28 protein-coding genes are annotated in these 25,100 nt (G+C 50.9%); 18 read left to right on the top strand and 10 right to left on the bottom strand.

Annotated features, from left to right (window positions below; all coding sequences use genetic code 11):
* The first annotated feature begins 3 nt into the window (after positions 1–3).
* From yebG to ptrB, 4 genes are all read left to right on the top strand, one after another.
* Positions 4–294: a DNA damage-inducible protein YebG gene (yebG, locus tag OGY68_RS20215; RefSeq protein ID WP_008785048.1), complete on the top strand. Its 291-nt coding sequence runs from the start codon at positions 4–6 to the stop codon at positions 292–294.
* A gap of 121 nt (positions 295–415) precedes the next feature.
* Entirely contained in the window at positions 416–769 is a 354-nt protein-coding gene (yebF, locus tag OGY68_RS20210) for a protein YebF (RefSeq protein WP_020996626.1), read from the top strand.
* A 94-nt stretch (positions 770–863) separates the two neighbouring features.
* Positions 864–1,523 carry a tellurite resistance TerB family protein gene (locus tag OGY68_RS20205; RefSeq protein ID WP_008785046.1) on the top strand — a complete coding sequence of 220 codons (660 nt, stop codon included), beginning with the start codon at positions 864–866 and terminating at the stop codon, positions 1,521–1,523.
* A gap of 86 nt (positions 1,524–1,609) precedes the next feature.
* The gene (gene ptrB / locus OGY68_RS20200; RefSeq protein ID WP_172111165.1) at positions 1,610–3,664 is read left to right on the top strand and encodes an oligopeptidase B; all 2,055 of its coding nucleotides are present in this window, start codon (positions 1,610–1,612) and stop codon (positions 3,662–3,664) included.
* Here ptrB and exoX read toward each other — a convergent pair.
* The 3 genes from exoX to OGY68_RS20185 form a co-directional block, all read right to left on the bottom strand.
* Positions 3,655–4,317, bottom strand: coding sequence for an exodeoxyribonuclease X (exoX, locus tag OGY68_RS20195; protein WP_003833802.1), 663 nt, complete (start codon positions 4,315–4,317; stop codon positions 3,655–3,657). The two genes, ptrB and exoX, sit on opposite strands and share 10 nt — an antisense overlap.
* A gap of 23 nt (positions 4,318–4,340) precedes the next feature.
* Complete coding sequence (locus OGY68_RS20190) at positions 4,341–4,997, bottom strand: carbon-nitrogen hydrolase family protein (protein ID WP_008785043.1); 657 nt, start codon at positions 4,995–4,997, stop codon at positions 4,341–4,343.
* Between the two features lie 106 nt (positions 4,998–5,103).
* Complete coding sequence (locus OGY68_RS20185) at positions 5,104–5,334, bottom strand: DNA polymerase III subunit theta (protein ID WP_003034925.1); 231 nt, start codon at positions 5,332–5,334, stop codon at positions 5,104–5,106.
* Positions 5,335–5,477: 143 nt separating this feature from the next.
* On the opposite strand from OGY68_RS20185, the gene yobA reads away from it, so the two are divergent.
* From yobA to pphA, 4 genes are all read left to right on the top strand, one after another.
* Positions 5,478–5,852, top strand: coding sequence for a CopC domain-containing protein YobA (gene yobA, locus OGY68_RS20180; protein ID WP_003833799.1), 375 nt, complete (start codon positions 5,478–5,480; stop codon positions 5,850–5,852).
* A 3-nt stretch (positions 5,853–5,855) separates the two neighbouring features.
* Positions 5,856–6,728: a copper homeostasis membrane protein CopD gene (gene copD / locus OGY68_RS20175; RefSeq protein WP_008785042.1), complete on the top strand. Its 873-nt coding sequence runs from the start codon at positions 5,856–5,858 to the stop codon at positions 6,726–6,728.
* A 20-nt stretch (positions 6,729–6,748) separates the two neighbouring features.
* Positions 6,749–7,087, top strand: coding sequence for a YebY family protein (locus tag OGY68_RS20170; protein ID WP_032943770.1), 339 nt, complete (start codon positions 6,749–6,751; stop codon positions 7,085–7,087).
* A 412-nt stretch (positions 7,088–7,499) separates the two neighbouring features.
* Positions 7,500–8,141 carry a protein-serine/threonine phosphatase gene (gene pphA, locus OGY68_RS20165; RefSeq protein WP_057066820.1) on the top strand — a complete coding sequence of 214 codons (642 nt, stop codon included), beginning with the start codon at positions 7,500–7,502 and terminating at the stop codon, positions 8,139–8,141.
* Here pphA and OGY68_RS20160 read toward each other — a convergent pair whose 3' ends face one another.
* The 5 genes from OGY68_RS20160 to yebS form a co-directional block, all read right to left on the bottom strand.
* Positions 8,142–8,333, bottom strand: coding sequence for a YdfD/YebW family protein (locus tag OGY68_RS20160; protein ID WP_003034941.1), 192 nt, complete (start codon positions 8,331–8,333; stop codon positions 8,142–8,144). It lies immediately after the preceding gene.
* 102 nt (positions 8,334–8,435) lie between these two features.
* The gene (locus tag OGY68_RS20155) at positions 8,436–8,672 is read right to left on the bottom strand and encodes a YebV family protein (protein ID WP_029139506.1); all 237 of its coding nucleotides are present in this window, start codon (positions 8,670–8,672) and stop codon (positions 8,436–8,438) included.
* 100 nt (positions 8,673–8,772) lie between these two features.
* Complete coding sequence (rsmF, locus tag OGY68_RS20150) at positions 8,773–10,194, bottom strand: 16S rRNA (cytosine(1407)-C(5))-methyltransferase RsmF (protein ID WP_071845322.1); 1,422 nt, start codon at positions 10,192–10,194, stop codon at positions 8,773–8,775.
* A 79-nt stretch (positions 10,195–10,273) separates the two neighbouring features.
* Positions 10,274–12,907, bottom strand: coding sequence for a PqiB family protein (locus OGY68_RS20145; RefSeq protein WP_286617450.1), 2,634 nt, complete (start codon positions 12,905–12,907; stop codon positions 10,274–10,276).
* On the bottom strand, positions 12,876–14,159 hold the full coding sequence (gene yebS / locus OGY68_RS20140) for a membrane integrity lipid transport subunit YebS (protein ID WP_008785036.1): 1,284 nt from the start codon (positions 14,157–14,159) through the stop codon (positions 12,876–12,878). Before yebS ends, OGY68_RS20145 begins: the two co-directional genes overlap by 32 nt.
* 128 nt (positions 14,160–14,287) lie before the next feature.
* Here yebS and msrC point away from each other — a divergent pair, with 128 nt between their 5' ends.
* The 4 genes from msrC (at position 14,288) to htpX (ending at position 18,710) form a co-directional block, all read left to right on the top strand.
* Positions 14,288–14,785, top strand: coding sequence for a free L-methionine (R)-S-oxide reductase MsrC (gene msrC, locus OGY68_RS20135; protein ID WP_003833782.1), 498 nt, complete (start codon positions 14,288–14,290; stop codon positions 14,783–14,785).
* Positions 14,786–14,881: 96 nt separating this feature from the next.
* Entirely contained in the window at positions 14,882–15,568 is a 687-nt protein-coding gene (gene proQ / locus OGY68_RS20130; protein WP_003833781.1) for an RNA chaperone ProQ, read from the top strand.
* Positions 15,569–15,587: 19 nt separating this feature from the next.
* Entirely contained in the window at positions 15,588–17,636 is a 2,049-nt protein-coding gene (gene prc / locus OGY68_RS20125; RefSeq protein ID WP_048235216.1) for a carboxy terminal-processing peptidase, read from the top strand.
* 192 nt (positions 17,637–17,828) lie between these two features.
* On the top strand, positions 17,829–18,710 hold the full coding sequence (gene htpX, locus OGY68_RS20120; protein WP_003034964.1) for a protease HtpX: 882 nt from the start codon (positions 17,829–17,831) through the stop codon (positions 18,708–18,710).
* Positions 18,711–18,757: 47 nt separating this feature from the next.
* Here htpX and OGY68_RS20115 read toward each other — a convergent pair whose 3' ends face one another.
* Positions 18,758–20,131: an MFS transporter gene (locus tag OGY68_RS20115; RefSeq protein WP_286580110.1), complete on the bottom strand. Its 1,374-nt coding sequence runs from the start codon at positions 20,129–20,131 to the stop codon at positions 18,758–18,760.
* 174 nt (positions 20,132–20,305) lie between these two features.
* Between OGY68_RS20115 and kdgR the strand changes: the two genes are divergently transcribed.
* Entirely contained in the window at positions 20,306–21,097 is a 792-nt protein-coding gene (kdgR, locus tag OGY68_RS20110; RefSeq protein WP_003833778.1) for a DNA-binding transcriptional regulator KdgR, read from the top strand.
* 114 nt (positions 21,098–21,211) lie between these two features.
* On the opposite strand, the gene OGY68_RS20105 is transcribed toward kdgR, so the two are convergent.
* On the bottom strand, positions 21,212–21,451 hold the full coding sequence (locus OGY68_RS20105) for a YobH family protein (RefSeq protein WP_286617448.1): 240 nt from the start codon (positions 21,449–21,451) through the stop codon (positions 21,212–21,214).
* Positions 21,452–21,615: 164 nt separating this feature from the next.
* Between OGY68_RS20105 and mgrB the strand changes: the two genes are divergently transcribed.
* The 5 genes from mgrB to ftsI2 all read left to right on the top strand — a co-directional run bounded on the left by mgrB (position 21,616) and on the right by ftsI2 (position 25,085).
* The gene (gene mgrB, locus OGY68_RS20100) at positions 21,616–21,759 is read left to right on the top strand and encodes a PhoP/PhoQ regulatory lipoprotein MgrB (RefSeq protein WP_003034977.1); all 144 of its coding nucleotides are present in this window, start codon (positions 21,616–21,618) and stop codon (positions 21,757–21,759) included.
* Positions 21,760–21,833: 74 nt separating this feature from the next.
* Positions 21,834–22,118, top strand: coding sequence for a YebO family protein (locus tag OGY68_RS20095; protein ID WP_057066814.1), 285 nt, complete (start codon positions 21,834–21,836; stop codon positions 22,116–22,118).
* Between the two features lie 636 nt (positions 22,119–22,754).
* Positions 22,755–22,898, top strand: coding sequence for a DUF2627 domain-containing protein (locus OGY68_RS20090; RefSeq protein ID WP_003034983.1), 144 nt, complete (start codon positions 22,755–22,757; stop codon positions 22,896–22,898).
* A gap of 12 nt (positions 22,899–22,910) precedes the next feature.
* On the top strand, positions 22,911–23,120 hold the full coding sequence (cspE, locus tag OGY68_RS20085) for a transcription antiterminator/RNA stability regulator CspE (protein ID WP_001062678.1): 210 nt from the start codon (positions 22,911–22,913) through the stop codon (positions 23,118–23,120).
* Between the two features lie 219 nt (positions 23,121–23,339).
* Entirely contained in the window at positions 23,340–25,085 is a 1,746-nt protein-coding gene (gene ftsI2 / locus OGY68_RS20080) for a peptidoglycan DD-transpeptidase FtsI2/PBP3(PARA) (RefSeq protein WP_003833773.1), read from the top strand.
* Positions 25,086–25,100: the final 15 nt, after the last annotated feature.

Genomic DNA, 25,100 nt, shown 5'->3' with positions numbered 1-25,100 from the left:
AAAATGGCGGTTGAAGTTAAATACGTAGTCATTCGGGAAGGTGAGGAAAAAATGTCGTTTACCAGCAAAAAGGAAGCCGATGCGTATGACAAAATGCTGGATACAGCAGATCTGCTCGACACATGGCTGGAGCAATCGCCGATAGCGCTCGAAGACGAGCAGCGTGAAGCGCTTTCCCTGTGGCTGGCTGAGCAAAAAGATGTGCTGAGCGCCATTCTGAAAAACGGCAAGCTGCCTTCGCCACAGGCTGTCGAAAACGATGCACATACTGAGGATGATACTCAGGCTGCCTGAAACGACTTGCGCTCCTGACGTTTTGTACCATGCTTTTCCCTGAATCATTGTGCAATCCCTGACGTAATTTCACGTTGCCGCAGGCAACCTGAAGGATGAAGGGGAGATTAAGGAGAAAAGAATGTATAAAAAAAGAGCGTTATTGAGCCTGCTGTTATTGTCTGCCAGCGTATCGGTATTTGCGGCAAATATGGAAAGCAAGAATGTTCAGTTCCCCAAGTGCGAAGGGCTGGATGCTGACGGTATTGCGGCAAGCGTGAAACGTGACTATCAGCAAAATCGCATCGCGCGCTGGGCTGACGATCAAAAACTCGTCGGGCAAGCCGACCCTGTCGCCTGGGTCAACACGCCCGATATTACGGGCAAAGACGGGAAATGGTCAGTTCCCCTGACGGTTCGCGGTAAAAGCGCGGATATTCACTATCAGGTAAAAGTCGACTGCAAAGCCGGAACGGCGGAATATCAGCCGCAGTAACGCAGGTATTTGCACATCTTTTGATGACCTGAACACTTCCTGACATCCCCTCGGGTACGCTTTGATGATTATTCGTCTGTACTTGAGGGGCAAAATGGCTAATTGGCTGAATCAACTACAATCTCTTCTTGGGCAAAAAGGATCCCCCACGTCATCTTCTGGCGAGCAAGGGCTGAGTAAACTTCTGGTTCCAGGCGCGTTAGGCGGTCTGGCAGGATTACTGGTTGCCAACAAATCTTCACGTAAATTACTGAGTAAATACGGCACCAGCGCGCTTCTGGTGGGCGGCGGCGCGGTTGCCGGTACCGTGTTATGGAACAAATACAAAGATAAAGTTCGCGCTGCGCATCAGGATGAGCCGCAGTTCGGCGTACAAAGCTCACCGCTGGATGAGCGAACCGAGCGTCTGATCCTGGCGCTGGTTTTTGCGGCGAAAAGCGACGGTCATATTGATGCTAAAGAACGAGCGGCCATTGAGCAGCAGCTTCGTGAAGCGGGCGTGGAAGAGCAGGGCCGCGTTCTGATTGAACGAGCCATTGAACAACCGTTAGATCCCCAGCGCCTGGCGCAAGGGATCCGCAACGAAGAAGAAGCGCTAGAAATTTACTTTCTGAGCTGTGCGGCGATTGATATTGACCACTTTATGGAGCGTAGCTATCTCAATGCGCTGGGTGATGCGTTGAAGATCCCGCAGGATGTTCGTGAAGGCATTGAACAGGATCTCAAAGAACAAAAACAGGCTTTACCGGGTTAATTACTTACCGCTAAGGCGCATGTTTCGCTTGCATCATTGCTGTCTTTTGCCACCCTTATAGGATGTTTAAGCAAAAGAACAATGACATGCTACCAAAAGCTTCTCGTATTCCCCACGCCATGACGCAGCATGGCGATACTCGTGTTGATAATTATTACTGGCTGCGAGATGACACCCGCTCGCAGCCAGAAGTGCTGGATTATCTGCAACAAGAAAATGCTTATGGCCGCCAGGTTATGGCCTCGCAGCAGGCTTTGCAGGATCGCGTCCTGAAAGAGATTATCGACCGTATCCCGCCTCAGGATGCTTCCGCCCCCTATGTGAAGAATGGTTATCGCTACCGGCATATTTATGAACCGGGGTGCGAATATGCTATTTATCAGCGTCAGTCTGCTTTCAATGAAGAATGGGATGATTGGGATACTCTGTTGGATGGGAACCAGCGCGCGGCACACAGCGAGTTTTATACGCTGGGAGGACTGGCGATATCTCCGGATAACACCATCATGGCGCTGGCGGAAGATTATCTCTCTCGCCGGCAATATGGCGTGCGTTTTCGCAACCTGCAAAGCGGCAACTGGTATCCGGAAGTGCTGGAAAACGTCGAAGCGGATCTGGTCTGGGCGAATGATTCTCAGACTTTCTATTACGTGCGCAAGCACGAAACAACGTTATTGCCGTATCAGGTGTGGCGACATACGGTCGGCTCGCCATCGTCACTGGATGAGCTGGTGTATGAAGAAGCCGATGATATGTTTTATGTCAGCCTGCATAAAACCACCTCGCTACACTATGTGGTTATTCATATCGCCAGCGCGACCACCAGTGAGGTTTTACTGCTTGACGCAGAACTGGCGGATGCCGAACCGTTGGTCTTTTTAGCGCGACGCAAAGACCATGAATACAGTCTCGATCACTATCAACACAATTTTTATCTGCGCTCCAACCGTCAAGGGAAAAATTTCGGCCTGTATCGTACCCGCGTTCGTGATGAGCAAGCCTGGGAGACGCTGATCCCTGCGCGCGACAACGTGATGCTCGAGGGCTTTACGCTATTCACTGACTGGCTGGTGGTAGAAGAGCGTCAGCGCGGCTTAACCAGCCTACGACAGATTAATCGTAAAACGCGCGAAGTGGTCGGGATCGCCTTTGACGATCCGGCTTATGTGACCTGGCTTGCCTATAATCCAGAGCCGGAGACATCGCGCCTGCGCTATGGCTATTCCTCCATGACCACCCCGGACACGTTGTTTGAACTGGATATGGACACCGGGGAACGTCGTGTGCTTAAGCAGACGGAGGTCCCCGGATTTGATGCGGCGAATTACCGTAGCGAACACCTATGGATAACCGCGCGTGATGGCACCGAGATTCCGGTTTCGCTGGTTTATCATCAAAAGTATTTCCTGAAAGGAAAAAATCCGTTACTGGTTTATGGCTATGGCTCATATGGCGCCAGCATGGACGCCGATTTCAGCAGCAGCCGTTTGAGCTTACTGGATCGCGGCTTTGTTTATGCTATTGCGCATGTGCGTGGTGGTGGTGAATTAGGACAACAGTGGTACGAGGACGGTAAGTTTCTGCACAAGAAAAATACTTTTAATGATTACCTCGACGTCTGTGATGCGTTGCTAAAAATGGGCTATGGCGCGCCTGAGTTATGTTATGGCATGGGCGGAAGCGCCGGAGGCATGTTAATGGGCGTCGCCATTAATGAGCGCCCGGAACGCTTCCATGGTGTTATTGCTCAGGTGCCGTTTGTCGATGTGGTAACCACAATGCTCGATGAATCAATTCCCCTGACGACCGGTGAGTTTGAAGAGTGGGGGAATCCGCAGGACGAAGAGTATTACACCTATATGAAAAGCTACAGCCCGTATGACAATGTAACCGCGCAGGCATACCCACATCTGCTGGTCACGACGGGATTACACGATTCCCAGGTGCAATACTGGGAGCCAGCAAAATGGGTGGCAAAACTGCGTGAGCTGAAAACGGACGATCGTTTGCTGCTACTTTGCACGGATATGGATTCCGGACACGGCGGTAAATCCGGGCGTTTTAAATCTTACGAAGGCGTGGCCCTTGAGTACGCTTTTTTGATTGGATTGGCGCAGGGAACACTGCCTGCTCAGGCGTGATCCAAATAGTGTTTTAGCGTTAATCGCAGTTCCGGGCTCATATTGTCAAGGTTATTAAATAACCAGCGCAGATAGCCCGGATCGCGCTCAGCCACTTCTGATACCGGTTTTCCGCGGTACTTACCAAAAGTGAAAGTAGTGAGTAACGCGGGACGGCCGGTAATATCGACCATTTGATCGGCTGTCCAGCCTGACGTCTGCATGATGTCGATCAGCAGTGCCGCAGTAATGTAGCAATCGTACAGGGCGCGGTGATGGTGGAGACCCGCTGGCGTCTGGACGCTCAGCTTGCGCGATTTATACAGCGCCATGTTGCTGTATTTGATCCCCGGCCACAACCGACGGGAGAGCTTCATGGTGCAAATCCATTCCCCGGGCATATCGGGCAATACGCGGCGGTCAAAGCTGGCATTGTGCGCCACGTACCACTCGCTGCCGTAATACTGCGGGATGACGTCTTCAATCCATGGCTTATCGGCCACCATTGCTTCAGTAATGCGATGGATAGCCATCGCCTGTGGGCTGATGGGGCGGTCAGGGCGTACCAGGTGGCTCATGGGGTTGACTATTTTTCCGTCAACCACGTCGACAGAAGCAATTTCAACAATGCCTCCCTGTAGACCACAGGTTTCTGTATCTATTATGCGCAACATGCCATGCTCCTGACCCAAAACGACTAGCGTAATGGAATGATATCACCTTGCCAACCCCGTGGCGTGCGTTGGCCGGTTAACAGTAACGAACCGCTGTCTGCGCGAACAATCAATCGACCTCGTTCATCCCATAACGCACTGCTACCCCGCGCATTGGCCATTAATACCGCGATGGCGAATTTATGTGAGAAACTTTGTAGGCGAGATGTAGAGGAGAGCAGTTCCGGTTCACTGACTGACTGGCAGCTGGTGAACAGCGAATAGGCCGGGTCGATATCAATGCCTTCCGGTTGGCTATCTACAACGCTGATGGCATTTCGCTGTCTGGCAATACAGGCCCCGTGGCTCTGATGGAAGGTTAGTGGCGAAGTCATCCAGGGAGAGAAAAGTGCAATGCCTTTCACGAACCGGTTGTTATGTTCTACCGGTAGTCCCGCAATTATCGTCATGCGATAAGTCGCGGCGGCATGTGCGAGAGGTTCTAACAGCGCTTCATCGGGTGGGGCAGGAAGCGCGTCATTCTCATCAACACAACCCAGCAATGAGAGGGAAGGGAAGACCAGCAATTCACATTGGCATTGAGCTGCCGCATGAATGAATTGCAGGTGATGCGCGACATGTTCGGTAACTGAGGTGTGAAGAGGTTCGTATTGTGCTGCTGCGATTTTCCAGTATGACATAATGATTTCCTTTTCATAGTGTCTACAACCATCCTTAATGTGTGGATTAAGAATATGCTTATACTGTAGCAGGCGTCATGTAAGGAATCGTAACGTAATATAAGTTTTATTTAACTTTAGGCTCGTATGGTAAACGTGAAAGCGAAACGGATGCCAGGCGGTGCGCGATGAGTCTTTCGCGGAACCAGTCGCGTAAATGCTCTGGCTGTTCGCGTTCAACAACTTCTGCAACAACGGGCATATTGTATCGCTCCTTAAATGCCACTCCAGCCGCAGCCAGATCGACATTGACCTTATCCATTTCCGCTTGCTCAAGTTTGGCCAGATTGATGTTCATGGGCTTCTCCTTTTCTCTGTCTTTCGGCGCGCAAAGTTACTAAGAGTGTGCGTTAATGGCAAGACAGAAATGATGATTCTCGACTCGACCATTGTAGAAGGTTATTCTCTACAGGTTAGACATAACAAAAAGGAATAGTTGAAATGGCTTCATCTGCATCTATGCTTCGCAACGCGCTCATCGTACTCGCCAGCGTTCTGGCAACACCTGCGGCATTGGCGCATGCCCACCTCACAAAACAAAGTCCGGCGGCTAACGCTGAAGTGGCGGCATCTCCTCAGGCGTTGACGCTGAATTTTTCTGAAGGCGTAGAGCCGGGATTCAGCGGTGCAACGCTGACCGGTCCTAACAAAGAACAGATCAAAACGGGCAAGGCATCGCGCAGTGAGCAGGACAAAACGCAGCTGATTGTTCCGCTTGATCAAACGCTTGAAGCAGGAAAATATACGGTCGACTGGCACGTTGTCTCCGTGGATGGTCACAAGACGAAGGGGCAATATACCTTTAGCGTGAAATAACCAATGCTGGCATTTACCTGGGTTGCGCTACGGTTTATCCATTTTACCGCTTTGATGCTGGTGTTTGGCTGTGCGCTTTACGGCGCATGGCTGGCCCCCGTTTCGGTTCGTCGTTTAATGATGCGTCGTTTTTTACGTCTGCAACGGCATGCTGCAACGTGGAGCTTTATCAGCGCGACGCTGATGCTGGCGATTCAGGGTGGGTTAATGGGCTCAGGCTGGCGGGATGTTGTCTCTACTGATGTTTGGCTCGCCGTGTTGCAAACGCAATTTGGCGGCGTCTGGTTATGGCAGATTATCCTCGCGTTGGTCACGCTGGTGGTGACCATCATGGTGCCGCGCAGTATGCCGCGACTGCTGTTAATGCTGACAATTGCGCAGTTTATTTTGCTGGCTGGCGTCGGACATGCGACGCTGCACAGCGGTATCCCTGGCGCAATCCAGCAGGTTAACCACGCCTTACATTTGGTATGCGCTGCCGCCTGGTTCGGCGGTTTGCTGCCGGTACTTTACTGTATGCGAATGGCGCAAGGTCGCTGGCGGGAACAGGCCATCAGTACCATGATGCGCTTCTCACGCTATGGGCATCTTTTCGTTATCGGTGTTTTACTAACCGGTATTATGAATGCGCTGTTTATTGTCGGTTTTTCTGTTCCCTGGCACATGGCTTACGGGCGACTGCTTTTGTTAAAAGGTGCCCTGGTCATGTTAATGGTGGCGATTGCGCTGGTGAATCGGTATGTTCTGGTACCACGCATGCGGCAGGATAACCGCGGCATGACTCTCTATTTTATTTGGATGACCAAGCTGGAATGGGGCATAGGAGCCGTTGTGCTGGCGATTGTCAGCTTGTTTGCAACCCTTGAACCTTTCTGATTGATGGACTGGCGAAACGCATGAAAAAAATCATTATCTCTTTATTACTCCTGGCAAGCTCCGGAGCCGCGCTGGCTGCGCCGCAGGTCATTACCGTCAGCCGTTTTGAGGTTGGCAAAGATAAGTGGGCGTTTAATCGGGAAGAGGTGATGCTGACCTGCCGTCCAGGTAACGCGCTGTATGTCATCAATCCCAGTACGCTGGTGCAATACCCGTTGAATGATGTCGCCAGACAGCAGGTGGAGAGCGGAAAAGTCACGGCAAAGCCGATCGAGATTATCCAGATCGATGATCCTGCGAAACCGGGCGAAAAAATGAGCCTGGCACCGTTTGTAGAGCGTGCAGAAAAGCTCTGCTAATTGCCAGATGTAGCGCTCTGATTTCCAATAAAAAACCGCAAGGATCTCGCAGGAGAACTTGCGGTTTTCGCGTTTGGATGCGTAACAGACGTCCTTTTTTTCCGGCCACTTTAGTCGCGGACTGGAAAACCTGGCGCTGTCATCTATTCTTAAATGGCAGGGTAACTTAGCCTGCATTAATGCCAACTTTTAGCGCACGGCTCTCTCCCAAGAGCCATTTCCCTGGACCGAATACAGGAATCGTATTCGGTCTCTTTTTATGTGGCGAATGCGATGCCATCCAGGGCAAAACACGGCGTATCGCATGCTGCATTCTCCATAAACCATACCATACTCCTGCCCACGATCGTCCAGGCTTTTTTGCCATCATTGCTAAAATTATAACCAGGTACCCTTGTATTCTGGAGGCGACATGGGACGACCTGGCAATATCTATCAACGAATCGACGGTACGCAGTGGCGTCACGTCTGGGTGGTTGGGGACATCCACGGTTGCTTCTCATTATTGATGGCTAAATTGCGCCACTGTCATTTTGATCCGTGGCAGGACCTGCTGGTTTCAGTGGGAGATGTTATCGATCGCGGGCCTGACAGTTTGCGCTGCCTGAAATTACTGCGTAAAAGCTGGATTGTCGCGGTCAGGGGGAACCATGAACAGATGGCGCTGGACGCGCTGGCGACGGGGGATCAATTCATGTGGTTTATGAATGGAGGCTCGTGGTTCGAGCAGGCGGAGCAACCGGCAGCGAAATTTGCTCTTGAAGCGTGTTGGCAGTTACCCTGGATTCTGGAGCTGCATTGTCAGAACGGTATACACGTTATTGCTCATGCCGATTACCCGGATGATGATTATCAGTGGCTAAAAGAGATCGATTTACAGCGCGTGCTGTGGGACCGCTCGAGACTGATGAACAGTGGTTGTGCGATTCACGGCGCGGATCACTTCTGGTTTGGTCACACGCCGTTGCGCCATCGGCTGGATCGCGAGAATCTACACTATATTGATACCGGTGCTGTATTCGGCGGCGAGTTAACGCTGGTACAACTGCAATAATCAAAAATCGCTGTATTCCTGGGCCGGATGCCAGAAACTGTCGATGTAGTCGTCCGCAGGTAAACATCCGCCGTTACGAATACGTTGATCGTCCATCGATATCAGGCACTGCTGCTCAGTTTTGTAGACATCAACCACGATATCTTCACAACCGCCATCCAGATAGCACACAAAAAGAACCAGCGTGAACATTCCATCCTCAAATGGTAAAGCCATACCTGTAGTGTAGAAGATGTTGATAGATGAGGGAAATTAACCAAGAAATAACCCGTCTGGCGACGGGTTCTTTTTGAATCAGGCAAGGCGCATGATCCAGGCATCTGACTTACGATCGTAGTGTTCGCGAAATAGTACTGAATGTTCTCCGTTCAACAGGGCCGGGACGCTGGTGTCGGCATCCCAGGCATCCAGTTGCATACATAAATCCGGATCGGATTTACACGGAATGGTTAACGTTCGGTCCCCCGGCGATTCGCCATGTAACTCGGCGTCGTCGATTTCAAAAGCGCCAATGCGCACACTGGTTTTCATCATCGTGCTCTCCGTTAATTTGCTGGTTGTGGTACGACCAGTTAGGCCGTCCATTTTTCAGCGTAGTCAACGTTAGCAAAAGCGCCAGTAAAAACGTGCGTTATCCCGTAAAGAGTTTGCCATCCCGGACAAGATCGCGCGGGTAACTATTCTTCAGTCGCGATCCAATGCGTTTTGCCAGACCGATCGGCTGATGCTGGAACGTAACCAGTACGTCGTCACTCGTCGGTGCGGTTTGCGGGTAAACATCTCTACCGCGATACCACTCTTCCGCTTCGGCAAGGGTCAGTTCGAATGCATGGCTGTGGTTCGGGTCGGCGAGGGCGATAACGGCCTCATGCTGCCAGCGATACCCTTTATTGTGGGTTTCGGCCAGTTTGATCCCGAGTCGAGAAAAGCGAACCTTGCCAATCAGAGGTTCAATTTCAGTCGGGAACAGCCAGATCTCTTTATCGCGCTGCCACAGGCGCAAATTATCTTCCCACTGCAGTCCACAAGCGCTCGCGGCTTGCGTGACAAGCGCAGATTCGCGTCCTTTAAGCGGGCTAAACGGGAAGTTTCCGACTTTGTACTTCGGCGCAGGTAGTGCAGGGATTGAAGCTGTTTTGCGCAAACGCGCAACGAAGAAACCTTCGCAATCGTAAATCTGCGGGAATACATGCAGGAATCCTTCCGGCGTCAGGGCGCGTTCGGCCTGCGGAAATAAATCGCCCAGAGGTAAAAACTCGACGGCATCAGGGTAGGTCTCAATCAACCACTGCATGATATTTTCATTTTCGTCACGATTAAGCGTACAGGTCGAGTAAACCAATGTGCCACCGGGACGCAGGGCGTGGAAGGCGCTGTCGAGCAGTTCGCGCTGGGTTGCGGCAATTTCCAGATTACTTTCTACGGACCAGTTTTTTAGCGCATCGGGGTCTTTACGCACCACGCCTTCACCGGAACACGGTGCGTCGAGCAATATGGCATCAAATGATTCCGGCAACGCAGCACCAAATACGCGTCCGTCAAAATGGGTCAGGGCGACGTTGGCTATCCCGCAACGGCTGATATTGGCATGCAGGACTTTGACGCGACTGGCAGAAAACTCATTCGCCAGAATGGCGCCTCGATTATTCATTTTTGCGGCAATTTGCGTGGTTTTGGAGCCGGGGGCTGCCGCAACATCCATTACGCGTTCCGGGGTATTGCCTTCGGCGAACAGTGCTGCGACTGGCAGCATTGAACTGGCTTCCTGAATATAAAACAGGCCGCTTAAATGTTCTGCGGTGCTGCCGAGCGGCACTGACTCTTCATCATCGCGCTCGATCCAAAAGCCTTCAGCACACCAGGGAACCGGAGTGAGAGACCAGTTGTAAGGTGCTGTCAGCGCGAGGAAATCGGCAACGGGGATTTTCAGCGTATTGACGCGAATGCTGCGGCGCAACGGGCGCTGACAGGCAGCGAGAAATTCATCGAATGAGAGCGTGGAAGGCATTGCTTCACGCATTTGAGTCAGAAAGGCGTCGGGAAAATAAGCCACTTGGTACCACCGGCAAAAAAACAGGTGCGCAGTGTAGCATAAGTGCTCCGGCGCGAGTACGCCGGAGCAAGTGGAGAGATTAACGTGGCAGGGCGGTTCCCCATTCACGCCACTCTTTCGGTTCACTTTCCAGCAACAGGAAGTGTTTACCTGCCTGTGCTTTCGGAGCCAGCGGTGTACCTGGTGGAGTCGCGAAGGCGATGCCGCCGCGGATGAACTGATTGAAGGTACCGGTCTTCACGACACCGCCGGTCAGGCCGAAGTCGAGATTGTAGCCGGATGCCAGCCAGAACACGGAGTTGTTGCGTACCAGATGCTGATAGCGTTGGCTAATGCGCATGGCAACCATCACACGATCGGAAAGCGAGCCTAGCGTCAGCCCGGTGACGGTCCCCACTTCAATACCTCTGAACAAAACCGGGGTTCCGATATTCAGCGAACCTGCTTCTGGTGCTTCAACCACAATACTCAGACCATCGAGGTAACGAGAGTCGGTAATGGTGGCTTCCTGCAGCTCAAAATCACGGCGCGGATTACCGCGTCCTGGTTCAACGTTGATATACGGCTGCAGGATTGTATCCAGATGCTCCACGCCCGCTGCCGAAATTTGCGGGGTGATCACGGAGAAACGGGTACCGCTTCGCGCGAAGGTCTGCACGTATTCCGGGTACAGAACCGCTTTTGCCTGAACTTCGTTACGGGCGGTGATCAGCTCAAGCGTCTGGATCTGTCCGATATCGATTCCCAGGTAGCGAATCGGCATGCCTGCAGCGAGTTTACCGGCATCGAACGCATGCAGCGTTATCTGGCCGCCGACCGCACGCGCGGCGGTTTCCGAAGCATACAGAATACGCTTGTCGCCTTTACGTTGGCTGGCGCTGGCACCGCTTAAATTATCGAAGCTAATCGCCCCTTTAAGCGCGCGTGAAAGGGGAGATGCCTGTACGGTTAATCCGCTGCCGTTAAGCTGAACTTTTGCTCCGCCTTCGGCCCAGAACACGCTGTTGCTGGTCAACAGGTTGCGATATTCCGGTTTGATATGCAGATCGATATCAAACGCATCGGCGCGAGGACGAACGCTAATCACTTCACCGACCTCGAATTTGCGGTAAAGCACCACCGAGCCGGCCTGCACATCAGGCAGCGTTTCGGCGCTCAGGCTGACCGTGGTGGTTGGCAGATCGCTCAGACTGTTTTCAATCGCTTTCTCCAGGTTAGCGTAAAGCGGGTAGCTTTTTTTCATTTCACCCTTAGTACCGGGCAAAATACGAATGCCGCCGCTGAGCCACTCACTGGCGCTTGCGCCAAGGAACTCCACGCCATCAAGTCCGACTTTGACATCCACGCGGCTGTTCACCACGAACTTACTGTCACCCTGCACCAGGTCACGATGCTGTGGTTCAACAGCAACGGTAAATGAGACGCCTTTGCTGGAAAGCGTACGCTCAATCACCTGACCGACCTGTACGCCGTGAAGAATTAGCGGCTGGCCAGCATCAATACCGTAACTCTCCGGCGCGGTCAGCGTAAACGTCATGACGCCTGGGTCGTGTAACAACGACTTCTCAGCGGGAATAACGACGAACTGGTTACGCGGCTCGCCTTTGCCAGGTACTAGCTCGAAAGTTTTACCTGTCAGCAGCGAACTGAGATTCACATCGCTTAACGATAATTTAGGGCTGTGTAACTCAATGCGTGTGTTGTCACGCAGCAGCGTTACGACGCTGGGATCGACCGTCATTTCGCCGGTGACTTTACCGCCTGGGTTTAAATCCAGTTTTGTGAGCTGACCGACTTCTAATCCTTGATACATCAGCGATGTTGAGCCTGCTTTGAGTCCATCTCCGCTGGGTAAATCAAGCTTGACGATTACTCCACGCTGGCTGTGCGCGAGATCCTGATATAGACCAAACGTGTCGTCTGCCACAGCAGGTTTTGAGTCTTCGGGTGAATCAAAAGCAATGGCACCGTTGACCAGCGCCGCCAGACTCTCCAGTTTTACCTTCGCACCGCTAAGGCTGACATCCGCATTTACACCGGAGACGTTCCAGAAGCGGCTGCCTTTTTTCACCAGATTGGTGAAGCGACGTTCAATCAATACATCGATGGTTACGCCCTGATTGTTCGGGTTGATGGTGTAGTCATAGACCCTGCCCACCGGAATCTTACGGAAATAAACCAGTGAACCGCTATTAAGCGATCCGAGATCAGGGGCGCGCAGATGCAGCATTAAATCGCCATTATCCAGACGATACTTGGGCTGGGTGTCGAGGGCGACGAAATGATCCTCGGCCTCGCCAGTACCGGGCATCATGCCGATATAGTTGCCACCAACCAACGCATCCAGACCAGAAACCCCAGCCAGCGACGCCTTCGGTGTGACCAGCCAGAACTGGGTATCTTTGCGCAGAGCATCTTTCATGCTCGATTTGATGCTGACGCGGACTTCAATTTTGCGCAAATCTTCGCTGAGGTTGATATCCTGTACCGTGCCCACTTCAACGCCCTGATAACGAACGGGAGTACGGCCTGGCACAATGCCGTCCGCAGACATAAAGTCGATGGTCACGGTATTGCCGCGATCTTCATAGCTTCCCCAGATAAGCCATCCTGCGATCATCAGCGCGATGAACGGCAGCAGCCAGAACGGGGAGATACGGCGTTTTGTTTTAATCTGCGCTTCAGTCTGCGAAGCGGGCGTTTCCTGACTCATGTGCATCCCAAAGTAAGCGGCTGTCCAGCCATTCCACAGCAAGAATAGTCAATATTACCGCTGCGCCGAAATAAAACGCAGCCGGTCCCATAGTAAAAGCAAGTATCTGATCGCGATTTATCAGCGACATGGTTAACGCGATAACAAAGAGATCCAGCATCGACCAGCGGCCAATCCAGGTCACCATACGCAGTAGTTTTATACGGGTGCGCAACCCTTGTTCACAATTAAAGTGGATGCTGAATAGCAACGTAAACATCACAATCACTTTGGTGAATGGCACTAATATACTGGCGATAAACACGATCGCCGCTACGCCGACATTACTGTTTGCCAAAGACATTATGCCTGACAGGATTGTGTCTTCCTGTCGGCCGCCGTTGACATAAATTATCGAGATGGGCAGCAGGTTAGCGGGCAAAAGCAGGACAATCGAGGCCAGCAGTGCCGCCCAACACTTTTGGATACTTTGATTTCTGCGCCAGCGCAACGGGATATGGCAGCGAGGGCAGCGACCGCGGGCGTCCGGATAACCTGTAAAATGGCAGCCGAGGCAGACGCGGAGCTTATCATCGGGCCGACGAGCCGGTCTTTGCGGGTAGAAACGGTCCCAAAGCTGCTCAACGTTAAGGTGCGACAGCGTCAAAATACTCAGGATCACCAGCGCAATAAAAGCAAACAGCCCCACGCCAGGCTGCAAAAAAGCATAGTCCTGAACCTTGATTGATGCGACGCCGATACCCACCAGGTAAATATCGAGCATCACCCACTCTTTGAGCCTTTCCAGCATCAGCAGCACCGGGCGCAGGTTCATCCCGAGAATATTACCAAACCACAGATAAGCGATTGAGGTCACGAGAATTAGTGGCGCACCAGCGACGCAAAAAAGCACGAAGGAGGCGGTGAGGGGATCACCTTGTCGGGTCATTTGCCAGATGCCTTGCATCACATTGGCATCAATGCGCACACCTAATAAATAGATGTGCAGGAGTGGCTCTCCCCAGGCAAAGGGCATCAGCAGCAACATGGTGAAAGCCATTGCCGCCAGTCGCGTTAACGACCAGTCGCGTCCGTCACGAATTTTTGCCTGGCAGCGTGGGCAAAAGGCACTTTGGTGCGAACGCATTTTAGGCAAGCTAAATATCAGGTCACATTCAGGGCAGCGATGATAATGTGCACGAGGTAGTGCCTCACCGATGGACCTGATGGCTATTTTTTTAGTTGGCGTGATGCGTGGTGTCGTTAAGGCCATGTATCGCGAATCAAATTGTTGAAGTAATGTTATCTTAACTCATGACGGGAATGATCTTGAGCATTAACGCATTTAATGTTTATTTTAGTAGGCTGCAGTTTTAAGTAAGACAACTAAGTGATTATATAATGAACAAAATAGAGCTATACACGGATCTGAACCGTGATTTTCAGGCATTGATGGCAGGTGAAACCAGTTTTCTGGCAACGCTGGCGAATACCAGCGCATTGTTGTACGAGCGTCTTGCAGAAGTGAATTGGGCCGGTTTTTACCTGCTTGAGGACGATACGCTGGTGCTTGGTCCCTTCCAGGGCAAAATTGCCTGCGTGCGGATCCCGGTAGGACGCGGTGTGTGCGGTACCGCAGTGGCGCAAAACCAGGTTCAGCGTATTGAGGACGTACATGCTTTTGATGGGCACATCGCCTGTGATGCCGCCAGCAACGCTGAAATCGTCCTGCCGATCGCTGTCGACAATCAGATAATCGGCGTGCTGGATATTGATAGCACGGCATTTGGCCGCTTTACTGAAGAAGATGAACAAGGTCTGCGTACGCTTGTGGCACAGCTTGAAACCGTGCTTGCAACGACGGATTACAAAAAATTCTTTGCGCGCGTCGCAGGATAATCAACGGATAACGTAGCAATTACTGATGACGTCATTATAATGTCGCCTGTTCATGCCTGCGCTTGTTGGCTACGTCCGTTGTAATCAGGAAATTTCATGGAAAATCAACCTAAGTTGAATAGCAGTAAAGAAGTCATCGCGTTTCTGGCCGAACGCTTCCCGCAGTGTTTTAGTGCGGAAGGCGAAGCGCGCCCACTGAAAATTGGCATTTTTCAGGATCTGGTAGAGCGTGTTGAGGGTGAAATGAACCTCAGCAAGACGCAGCTCCGTTCTGCCTTACGTCTCTATACTTCAAGCTGGCGCTATCTGTATGGCGTTAAATTGGGCGCAACGCGTGTTGATCTCGACGGCAACCCTTGTGGTGAGCTGGATGAACAACATGTTGAACATGCTCGCAAACAGCTGGAAGAAGCTAAAGCCCGTGTTCAGGCGCAACGCGCAGAGCAACAGGCGAAAAAACGCGAAGCGGCCGCTGCCGCCGGTGAAAAAGAAGACGCCCCGCGTCGCGAGCGTAAGCCGCGTCCTGCACCGCGTCGTAAAGAAGGTGCTGAGCGTAAACCTCGCGCTGAAAAACCAGCAGCAAAAGCACCGCGTGCTCCTCGCGAAGAACAGCATACCCCGGTATCTGATATTTCAGTACTGACGGTAGGGCAGTCTCTGAAGGTGAAAGCAGGAAATAATGCGATGGATGCCACCGTATTAGAAATCACCAAAGATGGCGTCCGTGTACAGCTGAATTCGGGTATGTCTTTGATTGTACGCGCAGAACACCTGGTGTTCTGAAACGGAGGCCAGGCCTGGCATGAACACTTTTTTTAGGCTTACTGCGTTAGCTGGTCTGCTTGCATTAGCAGGCCAGGCACTTGCTGTGGAAGACATCACGCGTGCCGATCAAATCCCCGTTTTAAAGGAAGAAACCCAGCATGCGACGGTAAGCGAACGTGTGACGTCGCGTTTTACGCGATCACACTATCGCCAGTTCGATCTGGATCAGGCGTTTTCGGCAAAAATTTTTGACCGCTATTTGAATTTGCTCGACTACAGCCACAACGTGCTGCTGGCGAGCGATATCGAACAGTATGCAAAAAAGAAAACGGTCCTCGGCGATGAACTGCGCACCGGCAAGCTGGATGTCTTTTACGATCTCTATAATCTGGCGCAAAAACGCCGATTTGAACGTTATCAGTACGCATTAAGCGTACTGGCACGTCCAATGGATTTCACCGGTAACGACACCTTTAACCTCGACCGAAGCAAAGCGCCGTGGCCGAAGAGCGAAGCAGAGCTTAATGCGCTGTGGGACGGCAAGGTTAAATTTGACGAACTCAGCCTGAAGCTGACCGGTAAAACCGATGCGGAAATCCGCGAAACGCTGACGCGCCGCTACAAATTTGCGATTCGCCGTCTGGCGCAGACCAACAGCGAAGATGTGTTCTCACTGGCGATGACAGCGTTCGCCCGTGAAATCGACCCGCATACTAACTATCTCTCTCCGCGCAATACCGAGCAGTTCAATACTGAAATGAGCTTGTCTTTGGAAGGTATTGGCGCGGTTCTGCAGATGGATGATGACTACACCGTCATTAACTCCATGGTGGCAGGTGGTCCGGCAGCCAAGAGCAAAGCGATCAGTGTTGGCGATCGTATTGTCGGCGTCGGGCAGACCGGCAAGGGCATGGTCGATGTGATTGGCTGGCGTCTGGATGATGTCGTAGCACTGATCAAAGGACCTAAAGGCAGCAAGGTGCGCCTTGAAATTCTGCCTGCCGGTAAAGGTACCAAGACGCGCACCGTGACGCTAACGCGTGAACGTATCCGTCTCGAAGACCGTGCCGTTAAAATGTCCGTGAAAACCGTTGGCAAAGAAAAAGTCGGCGTACTGGATATTCCTGGTTTCTATGTTGGCCTGACTGATGATGTCAAAGTCCAACTGCAGAAACTGGAAAAACAGAACGTCAGCAGCATCATCATCGATCTGCGTACCAACGGCGGTGGAGCACTGACTGAAGCGGTTTCGCTTTCCGGTCTGTTCATTCCATCCGGCCCGGTGGTTCAGGTTCGTGACAATAACGGTAAAGTGCGTGAAGACAGCGATACCGACGGCGTTGTGTACTACAAAGGCCCGCTGGTGGTATTGGTCGATCGCTTCAGCGCCTCAGCATCAGAGATTTTCGCTGCGGCAATGCAGGATTATGGCCGAGCGCTGATCGTTGGTGAACCAACCTTCGGTAAAGGCACCGTTCAGCAGTATCGCTCCCTAAACCGTATTTACGATCAGATGCTGCGTCCGGAATGGCCAGCGCTGGGTTCTGTTCAGTACACGATCCAGAAATTCTACCGCGTAAACGGTGGCAGCACGCAGCGTAAGGGTGTTACGCCAGATATCATCATGCCGACAGGTAATGAAGAAACTGAAACCGGCGAGAAGTTTGAAGATAACGCGCTGCCGTGGGACAGCATTGATGCGGCGACCTACACCAAGTCAGATAATCTGACGCCGTTCGGACCTGAATTGCTGAAAGAGCACAATGCACGTATTGCGAACGATCCTGAGTTCCAGTACATCATGAAGGACATTGCGCGTTTCAATGCGATGAAGGATAAGCGCAACATCGCTTCTCTGAATTACGCTCAGCGTGAAAAAGAGAATAACGAAGATGATGCAATGCGTCTGGCGCGTATTAACGATCGGTTCAAGCGTGAAGGCAAACCGCTGCTGAAGAAACTGGACGATCTACCGAAGGATTACCAGGAACCGGATCCATACCTGGATGAAACGGTAAAAATCGCGCTCGACCTGGCGCATCTTGAAAAAGAAAAGCCAGCGGAACAGCCCGCAACCAGTCAATAACCTCGAACAGGCACAAGAAATTGTGCCTGTTTTTTTAACAAGTGCATGAAGACGTCAGTCTGATACGATAAAATGTAAAGTTGTGTCTTTCTGGTGACTTAGCACCTATGGATGCTTGAAAATAGTCATAAGACCCATACGATATGGGTAATCGCATAGTGCGTTTTGTTAAATTGAGGTTAAAAGAAAATTATGATGCGAATCGCGCTCTTCCTGCTGACGAACCTGGCTGTGATGGTCGTTTTCGGGCTGGTATTGAGCCTGACAGGGATTCAGTCAAGCAGCGTTCAAGGCTTGTTGATCATGGCACTGCTGTTTGGTTTTGGTGGTTCCTTCATTTCGCTGCTGATGTCCAAATGGATGGCGTTAAAGTCCGTTGGCGGGGAAGTGATCGAACAGCCTCGCAATGAAAGAGAACGCTGGCTGATGAATACAGTCGCGAACCAGGCCCGCCAGGCCGGGATCGCTATGCCGCAGGTTGCAATCTACCATGCGCCAGATATTAACGCGTTTGCTACCGGTGCGCGCCGGGATGCCTCGCTGGTGGCTGTAAGTACTGGCCTGTTGCAAAACATGAGTCCGGATGAAGCCGAAGCGGTTATCGCGCATGAGATCAGCCACATTGCTAATGGCGATATGGTTACCATGACGTTAATTCAGGGTGTGGTGAACACTTTCGTTATCTTTATCTCACGTATTCTGGCGCAGATTGCCGCTGGGTTTATGGGCGGCAACCGCGATGAGGGAGAGGGTAGCAACGGTAACCCATTAATCTACTTTGCGGTAGCGACGGTACTGGAGCTGGTATTTGGTATTCTGGCGAGCATTATTACGATGTGGTTCTCACGTCATCGTGAATTCCATGCGGATGCAGGCTCAGCGAAACTGGTGGGTCGTGAAAAAATGATCGCCGCGCTACAGCGCCTGAAAACCAGCTATGAGCCGCAGGAAGCGACCAGCATGATGGCGTTCTGCATCAACGGTAAATCCAAATCGTTGAGTGAGCTGTTTATGACTCACCCGCCGTTGGACAAACGTATTGAAGCGCTGCGCAGCGGTGAATACCTGAAATAATTGGCAGCAGACTTAAAATAAAAAGCGCGTCGACAGACGCGCTTTTTTTATGCCTGAACTCGCGGTTGTGTGATACGTAAGCCACTCACGATTGCGGCTAGCGAAGCCAGAATACCCGCTGTTATCAGCGAAACGTGTGTTCCGCTGTCGCCAAACTGATTTAGCATCAGCGCAACCAGTGCGGCCCCGGTACTCTGGCCCAGTAAACGCGCCGTTCCAAGCATACCGCTCGCGCCTCCGCTACGATCACGCGGCGCGGAGGTGATGATGGTGTGATTATTCGGTGACTGGAACAAGCCAAAACCCGCACCGCACAAAATCATTGGCCAGATGATATTAAAATCAGAAGGTGATGCGGGCAGCAACACCAGCGAAAACAGCCCACACGCCATTACTGCCATGCCCAGCGCGCCCAGCAGACCCGCATGAACACGTTCAATCAAATATCCCGCCAGTGGGGCCATCACCATGGTTGCCAGCGGCCACGGCGTCAGCAGCAGGCCCGTTTCAACCTCGCTGCGCCCGAGAACCGTTTGCATGAAAAAGGGGAGAGAAACCATCGCCAGCATCTGTGCGCTGAATGAACAGATTGAAGTACAAATAGAGAGTGAAAACAGCGGAATGCGTAGCAGATCAACCGGTAATAACGGTACTGGCAATGCGAGTTGGCGGCGGATAAAGAAAAACCCTACCACGAGCAGCCCCACAAGTTCAGCACCAATCAGTTTTAGCGACTGTCCCTGCGCAAATCCGCTGAGTGCCGTGATTAACAAACCGAATGTTAAGGCGTTCATCACTGCGCTGGGCAGATCGAAGCGCGGTTTATTGCCACGTGATGAATTGGGTGGCAAAAAACGCATAGCCAGTAGCAGGGCGATGATCCCCAGTGGAACGTTAATCAGGAATAGCCATTTCCACGAGGCAATAGAAAGAATAGCCGCCGCAATAGTCGGACCCGCTGCCGAGGATACAGCCACGATAAAGGAGTTAATACCCATTCCGCGGCCAAGCTGGCGCTGAGGATAAATGAGTCGGATCAATGCCGTATTAACGCTCATCAGCGCCGCGCCGCCAAACCCCTGAGCCACGCGCGCTAACGTCAGCATATGCAGCGAGTCTGACAAGGCACAAAATAGCGACGCGAACAGAAACACGACCAGACCACACTTATAAATGCGTCGGTAGCCAAACATATCACCTAAAAAAGAGAGCGATAACAGCGAAACAACGATCGCAATTTGGTAGGCGTTCACAATCCAGATTGAGCTGGCGGGTGAGGCCTGAAGATCGGTGGCGATAGTGGGGAGGGCAACGTTCGCTATTGCGCCGTCGAGTACTGCCATAGAGATGCCAATAACAATGGTTAAAATTGCGCCGTATCGCTGAGGCAATGGCAGACCATCGGTCTGAGTTTTTTCCATAGGAAGTCAATATTGTCGGAATTTATGATGAGAATAATAATTTTAGCATTGATATTCAGGCGTTAGGTCGCAGATTTGTAACTAAGTAAGCAAAGAGCGATTGCGAGGGCTGATACGTGAAATTATAATAAAAACCGGTTCTGATTTTTATAAAACACTCGAAAGGGGTGATAAATGGCAATCGCAGATCTGGATAAACAACCTGATTCTGTATCTTCCGTGCTGAAGGTTTTTGGCATCCTGCAGGCGCTGGGTGAAGAGCGCGAAATTGGTATTACCGAGTTGTCGCAACGCGTCATGATGTCGAAAAGCACCGTTTATCGCTTTTTGCAGACCATGAAAACGCTGGGCTATGTGGCACAAGAAGGGGAGTCTGAGAAATACTCACTGACCCTGAAACTATTCGAGCTGGGTGCTCGCGCGTTACAAAACGTCGATCTTATCCGTAGCGCTGATATTCAGATGCGCGAACTTTCGCGCCTGACCAAAGAGACAGTACACCTTGGCGCACTGGATGAAGACAGCATCGTCTACATTCATAAAATCGACTCCATGTACAATCTGCGCATGTATTCTCGCGTAGGTCGCCGTAATCCACTGTACAGCACGGCTATCGGTAAAGTTCTGCTGGCATGGCGTGACCGCGATGAAGTGAAGCAAATTCTGGATGGTATTGAGTACAAACGCAGTACCGACCGTACTATTACCAATACTGATGAATTGCTGGTACTGCTGGATAAAGTCCGTGAGCAGGGCTACGGTGAAGACAACGAAGAACAGGAAGAAGGTCTGCGCTGCATCGGTGTGCCGGTGTTTGACCGTTTCGGTGTGGTGATTGCAGGCTTGAGTATTTCATTCCCGACGCTGCGTTTCTCAGAGGAACGTTTGCACGAGTATGTGGCGATGCTGCATACGGCTGCGCGTAAAATTTCAGAACAAATGGGTTATAACGATTATCCGTTCTAATCTGGCGTAATAGCGTCAACTTAAAAACCCCAGATATTTTTGTATCTGGGGTTTTTTATGAACAGTCATAACGTTAGTTGGTGCAAATAACGTAGCGTATGTATTGTTGCTATATTAACCGTTATCAATAATGACCGTACTTTTTCTTAACAAAGGGCAATCCGACAGGCCAATGATACCGCTGTTTGTGTGGACGTATTGTGCGGTGCTGGTTCCGCGGGCGGTCAGATATTGGCATTGCAAGCCCAGACCCGCTGCATTCTCCTTACTTCCAATCAAAATTCCGTAGCCGCTCAGTAATAAACCGATCCAAACCAGAACTAACAACACAATAGCGCGGATTATCAGACGCATTACAACCTCTTATCTTTTCTCGTTATTATTAGATTAGCCTGTACATGGGATGAAACAAGTGAATCATTCCTAAAAAGATTGAATGCCGATACAGTTAACGCTGGGTTTAGGTAACGCATGATAATTTATAGACATAAGATGTAGATTCGAAGAGTGGAGCTGGAGTGAAAAAAATTCGCTGGGTAGTGCTGATAGTTGTCGTGCTGGTATGCATACTGATGTGGGCGCAAGTGTTCAACATCATGTGCGATCAGGATGTACAATTTTTCAGCGGTATTTGTGCCATCAATAAATTTATTCCCTGGTAAGCGCATTTTTGCCACAGTTGATTACCTTCTTGTGCGGCAGTGGTAAACTACGCTGTCTACATTGAGGTGGTGAAATGAACGAAGTTTTGAATTCTGGCGCGTTGAGTTTGGCGTCTTTGGCTGTATCGGTGGTGATTCTGGTTGTCGGGCTTGTACTGTGGTTTTTCGTCAATCGGGCAAGTTCGCGTACTAATGAGCAGATTGAGCTGCTTGAAGCATTGTTAGATCAGCAAAAAAGACAGAACGCATTGCTCCGTCGCCTTTGCGAAGCTAACGAACCTGAAAAAGCAGCAGAGCCTGCTGCGGTCACAGCGAAGGATGAAGATGGTGACATCATCCGCCTGGTAGCTGAGCGGTAAAAACGGTATGACAGGGTGAGGATCTGTTGCTTTTGTTCTCAGATGTTTCATCCTGTCACCAACGTGCCAGATTATTTTCTTCTGTATATGTCGTGTAATTAGCACTCTGATACGCGTGTAAACTCAGTATTTTCAGATGCTCCAACCAATTAATATCTTATCCCCAGTCTGATATAAATATAATTTCCCATACGATAAAAATATGATTATGTCATTTTTGTGATAGCGATCGTTTTATTAACAGCGAAACGTTTCTCTTACTTTTTTTGTGCATTGTCATCATTCTTTCATTATTTTGGTGCAAAAGCAGAAGGCGGATCTCATTTTTACGCTTGTGACATTTTATGCATTACTAAGCATAAAAAATGATATCCGGCACACCCTGTAACAGCTAATCTGGAACAACCGAAGCTATTGAGCTATGGTAGAAATGTCCCGGCTATGGTGCAAGCCAGGCGGGGGATGGGGCGAGCGGCGGGAATATAACACTACTCGGTGTGGCGCATAACTGTGCAGTTGCTGTTTGATGAACGACGGGATTTGTGCGACCGATCGAGACACGTTTAAAAATGGCTTGCCATTATTAACGTTGTATGTGATAACACGTTTTGGGTTAAACGAGGTACAGTTCTGTTTATGTGTGGCATTTTCAGTAAAGAAGTCCTGAGTAAACACGTTGACGTTGAATACCGCTTCTCTGCCGAACCTTATATTAGTGCCTCAAGCAGTAATGTCTCAGTTTTATCTATGTTATGCCTGCGGGCGAAGAAAATACTCTAAGGAATTTTGCAAATGGCAAAGATTAAAGGTCAAGTTAAGTGGTTCAACGAGTCTAAAGGTTTTGGTTTCATTACTCCGGCTGATGGCAGCAAAGACGTGTTCGTACACTTCTCCGCTATCCAGGGTAACGGCTTCAAAACTCTGGCTGAAGGCCAGAACGTTGAGTTCGAAATTCAGGACGGCCAGAAAGGTCCGGCTGCTGTTAACGTAACAGCTATCTGATCGACACCACTGATTTGAAGCGCATATGCGCAACCATTTCAGATATAAAGCCTCGCCTATGCGGGGCTTTTTAATTCAAAATACGTCTAAATATTTCTAAATGCCCTTCCATTAGCGCTTTGTTGCAAAGGCGTGATGTTCGTAGCATAGTTTTCCCCGCTTTCTTACGACATTTCTCGTTAAATCAGACACCTGAAAAACTATCTTGCTGGAGACCAGGTGAAAAAGAAAAACGACGGCGACGCGCGCAATTTTACTCCCGTACGTTTTGCCCTGCTTTGTGTGGCAATATTATTGAGTCTGGGATTGCTGCTGGGTCGGGTTGCGTGGCTGCAAATTGTCACGCCGACGAGTCTGGTGAAACAGGAAGACATGCGTTCGTTACGTGAGGTAACTATTGCCTCGCCGCGCGGGATGATTACCGACAGAGAAGGGCGACCGCTGGCGGTAAGTGTTCCGGTTAACGCCGTATGGGCCGATCCTAAGACCATCATCAGCAAGGGAGGCGTGGGTTACAACGAACGCTGGCAGGCTCTGGCAAGGACTCTGCATTTGTCACTGAGTACGCTGGCGGAACGCGTTAACAGTAATCCTGGCGGACGTTTTATTTATCTGGCACGACAAATTTCCCCTCAGCAGGCTGAGTGGGTCGATGATCTTAATCTCCCGGGCATCAACCTGCGCGAGGAATCCCGCCGGTTCTATCCCGCAGGCCACGTAGCGGCGAATCTCATTGGTTTTACCAACATTGATGGACAAGGCATTGAAGGGCTGGAAAAGAGCTTTAATAACCAGCTGATGGGTAAACCTGGCTCCCGTCTGGTACGTAAAGACAAATTTGGCCATGTCATCGAAAATATCACCGAAGTTACGCCTGTACCTGCACACGAATTACAGCTCAGCATCGACGAGCGTCTGCAGACGGTCACCGAAGATGCGTTGGACAATGCCGTTACGTGGAATAAAGCAGAATCAGGAGCCGCAGTGCTGGTCAACATTGCTACCGGTGAAATACTGTCCATGGCGAGCTTTCCTGACTTCAACCCCAATAATCGTGATGGCGCGGTACTGGATGATTTTCGTAACCGTGCAATTAGCGATACGTTTGAACCCGGTTCAACCGTTAAACCGCTGGTGATCATGACTGCACTCCAGCAGGGGATAGTACAACCCGACAGCGTGATTGATACCCATCCTTTTTACCTTGATGGACATCGCATTCGCGATGTCGGGTTTTACCCGGAACTGTCGCTTACCGGGATTTTACAGAAATCGAGCGATACCGGCGTGTCGCACCTTTCATTGGCTATGCCTGTCCAAAAATTGCTGGATACCTATAAAAGCTTTGGTTTTGGCGATCCAACCGGACTGGGATTAACCGGTGAAAGCAGCGGTTTGATGCCTCAGCGCCGCTACTGGAGCGATTTGGATCGCGCGACCTTTGCATTTGGTTATGGGTTAATGGTAACGCCGCTGCAGTTGGCGCACGTATATGCAACCATTGGTAGTTTTGGTATCTATCGGCCCCTTTCGATTACCCGTATTGACCCGCCGGTAATCGGTACCAGAGTGATGCCGGAGGCGCTGGTTCACCAGGTTGAACATATGATGGAAAGCGTTGCGTTACCCGGTGGTGGGGGAACTAAAGCCGCGGTCAGGGATTATCGCGTGGCGGTTAAAACAGGAACGGCAAAGAAAATTGGTGATGACGGTAAGTATGTCGATAAATACGTGGCCTACACGGCAGGCGTTGCGCCAGCGAGCGACCCGAAATTTGCACTGGTGGTCGTCATCAATAATCCGCAAAACGGTGCTTATTATGGTGGGGCTGTCTCTGCGCCTGTCTTCAGCCAGATAATGGGTGATGTCCTGCGTCTGGAGAACGTTAAACCGGATGGTATGCCTGCTGACTCCGATCATCTGCTGGTGATGCACGGCAGCAACGTATCCTCGCCGTCGTTGTAAGTTATTTTCCCAGGG

The organism is Citrobacter sp. Cpo065 (genome assembly GCF_030332805.1).
Lineage (GTDB): Bacteria > Pseudomonadota > Gammaproteobacteria > Enterobacterales > Enterobacteriaceae > Citrobacter > Citrobacter portucalensis.
This window is presented reverse-complemented; position numbering and strand designations above follow the sequence as displayed.